The organism is Streptomyces phyllanthi (assembly GCF_009377205.1).
In the GTDB taxonomy this organism is placed as follows: Bacteria; Actinomycetota; Actinomycetes; order Streptomycetales; family Streptomycetaceae; genus Streptomyces; species Streptomyces phyllanthi.
Map to the genome: position 1 here is coordinate 1 of NZ_VJZE01000372.1, position 9,495 is coordinate 9,495.

A 9,495-nucleotide genomic window follows, 5' to 3' on the forward strand; every position below is an offset into this window, starting at 1 on the left:
CGAACCCGCCGCCCGCGCCGCCCGCCTCCACCGCGCCGCCTCCGACGCCCTGCTCAGCGGCTCACCCTCCGGCCCCCAGTGGTGCCAGGAGGCCCTGCGCATCACCCCCGACCCGGCGATGCGCGCCGACATCCAGGGCCTCCTGGGCCGTATGTGCACCTGGAAGGGCGAGCCGGCGCGGGCGTACGGACTGCTGCTGGACGCCTCCGAGGCCGTACGCGACCTCGACCCCGCCCGCGCCTGTCTGCTGCTCGCCGAGGCCACGGCGCCCGCGCGCCTCGACGGCCATGTCCCGGCGGCCGTCCGGGTGGCGGAGCAGTCCCTGGCCCTGGCCTCCCCGACGGGCCCCGAACGCTGGTACAGCCTCACCGTCCTCGGCGCGGCCCTCGTCATGGCGGGCCGTACGGCGAAGGGCCGGGAGATGCTGGAGTCCGCCGACGCGCACGGCTCCGGCGACCCCGTACGCGACCAGCAGGTGTACGCCATCGCGGGCCAGGCCTGGAGCCGGGTGGAGGAGTTCACACGGGGCCGCCGTCTCCTCAACACCGCCGTCGAGTCGGCCCGCAGCCACAGCGCGGTGGGGGTGCTCGGCTTCACGCTTGCGGTGCGGGGCGAGCTGGAGACCCGGATCGGCCAGTGGGCCTCGGCGCGCGGCGACCTGACGGAGTCGCTGCGCTGGGCCGAGGAGCTGGGCCAGCTGACCTGCGTGAGCTACACGCTCTACTGCCTGGCGCGTCTGGAGGCCCTGCGGGGCGACCGTGGGGCGTGCGAGGACCATGTGGCCCGCGCGCGGCGCGAGTGCGGGGCGTACGGCATCGGCTGCCAGGAGTTCCACATGACGGCGGTCCTGGGCCTGTCGGCGCTCTCGTACGGCGACCATGACGCGGCCGCCGACCAGCTGGAACAGACCCTCGCCCTGGCCGTCGAACAGGGCATCGGCAATCCGGAGGTGGTGCCCTTCGCGGCGGACCTCGCGGAGGCGCACCTGCGGGCGGGCCGTACGGGGCGCGCCGCCGAGGTCGTGACCTGGCTGGAGGAGCGGGCCCGGGAGACGGGCCTGGCCTCGGCGGAGGCGGCGGCCGCGCGCTGCCGGGGCCTCCTGGCCTCCACTCCGGAGGAGGCGGAAACCCACTTCGAACTGGCCCTCAAGGCCCACCAGCGCACGACGGGCCCGTTCGACTGGGCGCGCACGCTGCTGTGCGAGGCGGAGGTACTGCGCCGGTTCCGCCGCCCGGCGGCGGCCCGCGCACCGCTCGCCTCCGCCCTCGCGTGCTTCGAACGCCTCGGGGCGGCGCCGTGGGCGAGGCGGACCGCCGGCGAACTGGCCGCGGCCGGGGGCATGCCGACCGCGACCGGTACGGCCAGGTCTTCTCCCGATGTCTCCGGTGCCCTCGACCAGCTCACCCCGCAGGAGTTCCAGGTGTCGCGGGCGGTGGCACGGGGCCTGAACAACACGGAGGCGGCCGCGTCGCTGTTCGTGTCGCGCAAGACGGTGGAGGCCCATCTCACGCGGATCTACCGGAAGCTGCGTGTGCGGTCGCGGACGGATCTGACGCGGTTGCTGACGGCGGCGGATCTGGTGGACTGAGGGGCGGCGGTTCAGGGGACGGGGAGCTCGGCCCAGACGGTCTTGCCGAGCGCGCGGTCCGTGACGCCCCAGTCGGAGGCGAGAGCGGCGTCTCTATGAAGTCGCTTCTGTCTCCCGCTCCATGGCGAGGAGCCCCCCCTCCTCGACCGCCCCGCACTGTCGGACGCAGGTGCGAGGATGCGCGGATGATCCCTTCCCCCAGCCTGACCAGTGATCCTGACAAGCGTCTCCGTGCCGAGCTGGCCGAGCTCGTCCACGGCATCGCCCCCTGGGACGAACTTGAGCGGACCCACCTGAAGGCCGCCGCGGAGTGGATCGCCGGGGGTGCGCCGCTCTACCGGACGCGCAAGCCCGATGTCCCGGCGACGCACCTGGTGAGCTACTTCGTCGTGCTGGACGAGAGGCGCGGGGAGTTGCTGCTTGTCGCCCACCGCAAGGCCGGTCTGTGGCTTCCTCCCGGAGGGCATGTGGAGCCGGACGAGCGCCCCTGGGCCGCGGTCGTCCGTGAATGCCGGGAAGAACTGGGCATCGCGGCGGTCGCGGCGCCGGTCGCGGGCGAGCGGCCCTTCTTCCTCACGGTCACCCGGACCCGGGGGCAGGGGGAGCACACCGACGTGTCGCTCTGGTACGTCCTCAGCACCGACGCCGGCAGCATCACCTCCTACGACGAGGAGGAGTTCTCGGCGATCCGGTGGCTGTCGGTGGAGCAGGTGCTCGATGAGCCGCTGGACGTGCTGGACCCGCACATGCACCGCTTCGCCCACAAGCTGCGGCAGGCCTGGAGCGAGGACCGGGGACAGCCCGGACCCGCTGTTGCCGCCGAATGAGGGAATCATCATATTTACGGGCGTCACCGGCGTTTCCCCACGGAATGGATCTGGCCGACATTCCGCTGCGTGGAAAGGAAGGCCATGGCGCCGTCTCGCCTACCCGCTGTCGCCCTGGGTACGGTCGCTCTCTTGTTCGCCGGCGCCCCGCTGGCGTCAGCCGGTCCCGGTGAAGCACTCACCCAACCCCCGTGCCGGGAAAGCACCCTCGGCGCGTACCACGAGAGCGTCTGCTGGACGGAGGACGCGGAGGGCTCGGCCACTGTCACCGTCACCATGAAACTCCAGGGCGAGACCGTCAACCACTGTGTGCTCACCGAGGACGAACCCCTCTGCCGGGTCCAGGGCACCAGTGCCGGCCACGATCACGAGTCCCGCATCACCGCCAACTTCGAGACGAAGACGGTGCGGAGCGACCACGAGGTCTGTGCTCCGCCTCAGGGCGGGGCCCGCAGCCAGTGCGACGAACAGGACCGCAGCTACCGATTCTGATCTGCCGGCTCTTCGAGGGCTGCGGCATGGCAGGATCGCCGGTCATGGGTGATCACTTCCTGCAGTCGGGTCATGGGGTCCGGTTCGAGTGGGGGCCGGCCGGGGCCGAGCAGCTCGCCCGCGAGGTGACGTGTCTGGTGGTCGTCGACGTGCTGTCGTTCACCACGTCCGTGTCGGTGGCCGTCGAGTCGGGGGCCCGGGTGTTCCCGTATCCGTGGCGGGACGAGACGGCCCACGCCTTCGCCGAGCAGATGGATGCCGAACTCGCCGTGGGGCGGCGGGCCGTGAGCCGGGACGCGCCGTGGTCACTGTCCCCGGCCGCCTTGCGCCGGGCTCCCTTCGCACCCCGCCTGGTGCTTCCGTCACCCAACGGATCGACGATCTCGGCCGCCGCGAACGGGGCGGCTGTCGTCGCCGGGTGCCTGCGCAACGCCACCGCCGTGGCCGCGTGGCTCGCCGGGCACGGTTACGGTACGACGGCCGAGCGGGCCGTCGGGGTCGTCGCCGCCGGGGAACGGTGGCCCGACGGCGGTCTGCGGCCCGCGGTGGAGGATCTGCTCGGGGCCGGGGCCGTCATCGCCTCGCTGCGGCGGTTGACCGGTGGGGAAGCGTCGCTGTCGGCCGAGGCGCGTATCGCCGCTGCCGCGTTCCGCGCCTCGGCCGACGTCGGGCAGGACCTGCGGGACAGTGTCTCCGGGCGGGAGCTCATCGGCGGCGGGTTCCCCGAGGACGTCTCGATCGCCGCCGAGCTGGATGCCTGTCCGCTGGTTCCGGTGCTCACCGGTGGCGCCTTCAGCGCGGCGCGGTGAGCCACAGTCTGCCCAGGATGCCGCCGGCCCGGAGGGGCCGGTCCGAGCGGGTCTTCTTCGTGCCACGATGCGCTCAGTGCGCCCCAAGAAAAGGGCTCCGCACAGGCTGTCGAGGTCGCCGAAGAGCTCATCACGAGCGTCGTCTCCTGACTGCTGGTGTGTCAGAAGCGGGTACGGCGTCGGTCAGCGGGCGTCGCCCATGACGTGCGGGACGGCCTCTCGGGGCGGGAGCGTATCGGTACGGGCTTCCCCGCCGGCTCCCCCGCTCGTCCCCCCGCCGGCTGCTCCGGGTCCGTGCCGGTCGCCGCGCGCCTCGATGCCCGCACGCCGGTCCTCGTCCCCGTCCGCCTCAGCCGTGCGTTCGGCACCGCGGCCCGGTGAGACGGCGGCACGGGCCCGCGTGATCAGGGCCGGAAGGAACAAGGAGCTCAGCGTCGCCGCCGTGGCCGCCGTCAGGGCGATCGTCCAGGCGACCGGACCGAGGGGCGTGCAGCCGAAGAACCGGCTGAGGACGGGCGTCTGGACCACGGCCGCCAGCGCTGCGAGGGAGCCGAGGGAGGAGAACACGATCGCCCGGCTCCGGCCTCCGGCCAGCAGGGTCTGGCCCAGCTGCGCGCCGACGAGCGCGACCAGGGCGATGGTGCGGGCGCGTACGGCGCGGCCGGTGAGGCGGGCGGCGAGCCAGCCGCCGGTGGCGCCGAGGGCCGTGGCCACCGCTCGGGAGACGGTCTCCTCGGTGAGGGCCGTACCGAGGGAGACCTCGGGGCCTTCGTGGAGCATGCGCTCGGCGGCCTCGGGGCGGGGCGGACGCAGGGCGACGGCGACGGCGGGCGCGAGGTCCGTGAAGAGGTTCACCAGCAGGAGTTGACGGGCCGTCAGGGGTGAGGTGCCGGTGGCTGCGGCGCCCAGCAGGGTGAAGGCGATCTCGCCGAGGTTGCCGCCGACGAGGATCGCCAGGGCCTGCCGTACGGAGACCCACATGGCGCGGCCCTCCACGAGGGCGGCCAGGACCGTTTCGAGACGGTCGTCCGTGACGACCAGGTCGGCGGCGGCGCGTGCGGCCGGAGTGGCGCGCGTGCCGAACGCGATACCGAGGTCGGCGAGCCGGATGGCGGGCGCGTCGTTGGCGCCGTCGCCGGTCATCGCGACCGTACGGCCCAGACGCTGGAACGCCTGGACGACGCGGACCTTGTGGACCGGGGTGCCGCGGGCGACCACGCCGACCTCGGGCAGCAGCGCGTCGAGGGAGCGGTCGTCCAGGTCGTCGAGTCCGGCGCCCGTCACCACGCGGTGGCCGTCCAGGACTCCGAGTTCGCGGGCCATGGACTCGGCGGTGCCCGGATGGTCCCCGGTGATCATCACGATGTGCACCCCGGCGTCCGCGAGACGGCGTACGGCGTCGGCGGCGGTGCTTCGTACCCGGTCCGCCAGCGCGACGAACCCGAGGAAGTCGAGGCCCTGAACGGCCTCGTCGGTGAGTCTGCCGTCGGTCGTGCCCCGCAGTTCCGCCACCGCGAGGACGCGGTGGCCCTTCGCGGCCAGCTTCTGTCCCGCCGCGAGGATCGCTCTGCGGCCCTCCTCGTCCAGGGGGCGTCCGTGGCGGGTGGCGCAGCGGGTGACGACCTCCTCCGGGGCTCCCTTCACCGAGAGGATCAGACTGTCCCCGGAGCGGCCCCGCGTGGCGTGGAAGCCGCGGCTCGGCTCGAAGGGGAGGCTGGAGGTGCGCCGCCAGCCCGGCGCGGACGTCGTCCGGGGCACCCCCGCCTCCTTCGCGCCCTCGGTGACCGCGCCGTCCGTGGCGTGTTCGAACCCGCCGTTGTCGCCGTGGGGGCGTGGTGTGGCCCGCAGTGCGGCGCCGAGGACGGCACGCTGCTCGTCCCCGAGGGAGTCGAGGGGGCGGCTGTCGCCGTCGGCCGCCACGGCGACGAGGGAGATCCGGCCGTGGGTGAGGGTGCCGGTCTTGTCGAAGCACAGCACGTCGGTGCGGCCGGCCGCCTCGATGGTGCGCGGGTCCCTGACCAGTGCGCCGCGCACGGAGAGCCTTCTGGCGGAGGCGAGTTGGGCCGCCGAGACCAGGAACGGCAGCCCTTCGGGAACGCTGGCCACGGCGAGCCCCACTCCGGCGCCGACGGTGTCCCGCACGGGGCGTCCGCGCAGCATGCCCGCGCCCATCACCGCCGCCGCCGAGCCTAGGGCCACCGGCAGGGTCGTACGGGTGATCCGGGCCAGTCTGCGCTCCACGCCGACGCGGGGTGCGGCGCCCCGTCCGACCGTCGCGGCCCGGCCCGCCTCGGTGGCCGGTCCGGTCGCGACGACGGCCGCCCGGGCCCGGCCGGCCGCCACGGTCGTGCCCTCGTAGACCATGGAGGTACGGTCCGCGAGGTCCGACGCCAGCACGGGCGCGACCTCCTTGGCCACCGGCAGCGACTCGCCGGTCAGCGCCGACTCGTCGGCCTCCAGGTGGTGTGCCTCCAGCAGCCGGCAGTCGGCCGGCACCACGTCCCCGGCGGCCACGACCACCACATCGCCCACGACCAGGTCCTCGGCGGAGACGGTGGTCTCCTCCCCGTCCCGCAGCACCCTGGCGGTCACGGCCGCCTCGCGCCGCAGCCGGGCCACGGCCCGGTCGGTCCGGTACCGCTGGAAGCCGCCGATCAGGCCGGACAGGGCGGTGACCGCGACGATGATGACGGAGTCGAGTACGGCGCCCACCGTCGCCGACATGGCCGCCCCGACGCCGAGGACGGGTGTGAGCGGGTTGGCCGTCTCGGCCACGAAGGCCCGGCCGAGCGACGACGCCGGAGCCGTGTCGGCCGGGACGGTGACGCGCTCCCCCGCCTCCTCGGCCGTCAGTCCGGTGTCGCGGCCACCGGCTCGGGCGAGCACCGTGGACGGGTCCATCGCGTGCCAGGGGTGGTGGACGGCGGGCAGCGGCGGGGGGCGCCGCAGCAGCCGTACGGCCGACCAGGCGCCGACGGTGGTTCCCAGCCCGGCGGCCGCGTTGAACGAAGCCAGGCTGCGGGCCGCCGGACGCCGTCCCCGCCCGGCCAGGGCCGCCGTCGCGCCGATGACGGCGGACGCCTCGGCGAGCCGTACACCGCGCTGCGCGGTCTCCCGCGCGGTACGGCAGGCCTCCACGATCACTACGGCCGCCGCGGGGTCGGAGGCCACGTACAGGTCCGCGCCCCAGGGAGGCTCTCCTCGCGGGCCCGTCAGGCCGACTCCCACGTCTGCGGCGCGGAGCGCGGACCGGTTCCGTGAGATCACCAGCACGCCGTCGCCGCCGCGCTGGAGGTCCCGAACGACGCCGGCCAGCCCGTCTCCGCTCCGTCCGTGCCGGATCTCGTCGGCCTCGCGTACGGCCGCGTCGGCGGTGTGCGGGCCCACGGCCACGACGGTGAGTCCGGCCGTGTGGGCGGCGGGGACGAAGGCGCTCGCGGCGTCGTGCGTCTCGGGCACCACGCTGATCACCGCCAGCAGCCGCCCTCCCCGCGCCAGGCCCAGCACGAGGCGGGCGCCGTCACGGCGCAGCCGCTCCGCGGCCCGTATGCCCATACGGCCCTGCAGGGTCAGCCGCTCGACCGGGCCCAGCATCCACTCGCCGTCCCGCCGGAGGCTCTGAGGTGCGGAGCCGTCGAAGAGGCGGTGGGCCGTCGCGGCCAGCTCCCCCGCCGGCACGTCCTCGTCCAGGGCGACCAGATCGGCCAGGAGATGGGACCCGGTGGCCAGGACCCCGGTGTCCAGGAGCACGGTGCCGATCCGGTCCAGCACGCGCAGCGCGCCGGGGTCGGCCACGACGACGCCCCTGCGGGCCAGGCCCCGGCCGAGGACGCAGGCGAAGCCGTCGCGGGCCACCACGGGCGCCTTGGGGATCGCCGCCAGTGCCGCCGCGGCGGCCCGTCCCGGGCGCCGTGTGACCAGGAGCGATCCGGCGAAGGACGCGGCCGCCAGTCCGGGGGCCCGGTCGGCGTAGCGCTCGACGGGGCCGGGCTTCAGGGGCGCCGGGCGGGAGGGTGCCCGCGGTGTCCGGTCGTCGGCCTCGTCCGGTGCGGCTGACGCGGCGTGCTGTGCGGTGCCCGTGAGGCCCGGCATCGCCAGGGCCCAGGCGGCGGTCTCCGCGGTCGCCTCCACCAGGCGCAGGGCGTACCGGAGGGTGTCCACGCCGATACCGACGACACCGCCCGCGCCTACCTGGCCCACCGCCGTCAGTGCCGCCAGGAGTGCTCGCGTGTTGCCGGCGCCGACGGTCTGTTCGAGGAGCCGCCGCAGCCGGGGCTGGGTGTCGACGATCGGGGCGATGGCCGCGATGGCGGGGTGAAGGGTGCGACGGCTCAGCCGGGCCGCGGCTGCCGCGGGTGCCGCGGCCACCTGCACGGCCAGGATCCATGCCGCCCGCCGGACCGCCCTGCCGGAGAGGGGGTGATCGGGCAGCGGCCCCTCGACCCGGTGTTCCCTCTCCGCCTCCTCCACCGCGTGGGTCAGCTCCGCCACGGTCGCCTCCGCGTCGGGCGGGCCCGTGGTGGCCACGACGGCGTGCCCGAGCACGGTGTTCGCCACGGTCCAGTCCACGCTGGGGAGGGCCCTGAGCCGCCGTTCGACGTCCTCGGCCAGCCTCGCGGCGGCGGCTCGCGGTTCGCCTTCCCGCAGGCCCCGTACGGCGACATGGGCGCGCCCGCCGAAGCACCGGACACGGGTCGGGGACCCACCGGTCAGCGCCTCGGCGGTGGACAGGACGGGGCGCAGCAGTTCCCGTACTGGAATCGCCACGACGCCTCACCCGCCTCCCGCCACCGGTCCCTCCTTCGCGGGTAGCCACAACTACCGGCCTCAATCCGGCAAAAGAGAAATAAATGGAGCTTTTATGACAGATAGGGAAAAAGTGAGCGAGAATTGAGGAGGCACCCCACGCCGACTCCGGAGAGGAGGACAGGGGATGGCCAGGACAGCGGAGATCACCCGCGAGGACAAGGCGACCGAGTCGCAGCCCGCGGAGACGCACGCGCATGAGGGAGCCGGGCTGCACCTGCACACACGGACGCTGCACCCGCCGGTGCCGATCCCGTACTTCACCAGGGAGGACGTGCGCAGCACCACCCAGTCGGCGACGGCACGGCTGCCCGGCAGGCCGTCGGGCAAGGATCTGGTGTTCTACGGAGGCCTCGGCGCGCTGGCCGTGGCGGGGGCTCTGGAATGGCCGGTCGCCCTCGCCGTCGGCGGAGCCACCTGGCTGGTGCGCGGCCGCGGCAGGGAAACGCAGGAAGCGCGTGGACCGCGTGAACCGCGCGAAGAGACCACTGAGACCCAGGTGGAACGAGAGCCCAGGGGCGACACCAGGGCTCGTGGCACGACCAGGAAGAACACCTGACGAAGCCACAGCCCGACGGCGCACGGCGGCACACCGGCTGCCGGGCGCCGCCCTCGACGCCCCCTCCCCCTCCCCTCACTCCTGCTTCGCGTACAACTCCTCTATCTCGTCCGCGAAGTCACGCGCGACGGCTTCCCGCCGCAGCTTCAGCGACGGGGTCAGATGACCGTCCTCCTCCGTGAAGTCGCGCCCCAGGACCGCGAACCTGCGGATGGACTCCGGGCGGGACACGAGCTTGTTGGCCTCGTCGACCGCCCGCTGGAGGACGGAGGACAACTGGGGGTCGTCGACGGCGAGTTCCGGTGGGACGGGGTGCCTGCCGTTCATCCGGCGCCAGTGGTTGAGGCCCTCGGGGTCGAGGGTGATGAGGGCGCCGATGTAGGGGCGGGTGTCGCCGACGACCATGCACTGGGA

The 9,495-nt window shown here is 74.3% G+C and carries 6 protein-coding genes and 1 pseudogene; 5 read left to right on the plus strand and 2 right to left on the minus strand.

The annotated features are described in order from the left end of the window. The 4 genes from FNH04_RS34645 to FNH04_RS34665 form a co-directional block, all read left to right on the plus strand. A partial coding sequence (locus FNH04_RS34645; RefSeq protein WP_228031785.1) for a helix-turn-helix transcriptional regulator occupies positions 1–1,588 on the plus strand: 1,588 nt, incomplete at its 5' end. Positions 1,589–1,773: 185 nt separating this feature from the next. After that, the gene (locus FNH04_RS34655; RefSeq protein ID WP_152789819.1) at positions 1,774–2,415 is read left to right on the plus strand and encodes an NUDIX hydrolase; all 642 of its coding nucleotides are present in this window, start codon (positions 1,774–1,776) and stop codon (positions 2,413–2,415) included. A gap of 132 nt (positions 2,416–2,547) precedes the next feature. After that, on the plus strand, positions 2,548–2,907 hold the full coding sequence (locus tag FNH04_RS34660; protein WP_152789820.1) for a hypothetical protein: 360 nt from the start codon (positions 2,548–2,550) through the stop codon (positions 2,905–2,907). 44 nt (positions 2,908–2,951) lie between these two features. Continuing rightward, on the plus strand, positions 2,952–3,716 hold the full coding sequence (locus FNH04_RS34665) for a 2-phosphosulfolactate phosphatase (protein WP_152789821.1): 765 nt from the start codon (positions 2,952–2,954) through the stop codon (positions 3,714–3,716). Positions 3,717–3,899: 183 nt separating this feature from the next. On the opposite strand, the gene FNH04_RS49145 is transcribed toward FNH04_RS34665, so the two are convergent. After that, on the minus strand, positions 3,900–8,483 hold the full coding sequence (locus tag FNH04_RS49145; protein ID WP_152789822.1) for a cation-translocating P-type ATPase: 4,584 nt from the start codon (positions 8,481–8,483) through the stop codon (positions 3,900–3,902). A 166-nt stretch (positions 8,484–8,649) separates the two neighbouring features. Here FNH04_RS49145 and FNH04_RS34675 point away from each other — a divergent pair, with 166 nt between their 5' ends. After that, positions 8,650–9,081: a hypothetical protein gene (locus FNH04_RS34675; RefSeq protein ID WP_152789823.1), complete on the plus strand. Its 432-nt coding sequence runs from the start codon at positions 8,650–8,652 to the stop codon at positions 9,079–9,081. Between the two features lie 75 nt (positions 9,082–9,156). Here the strand turns inward: FNH04_RS34675 and FNH04_RS34680 are convergent. After that, a pseudogene (locus FNH04_RS34680) lies at positions 9,157–9,495 on the minus strand (long-chain fatty acid--CoA ligase); the annotation flags it as partial.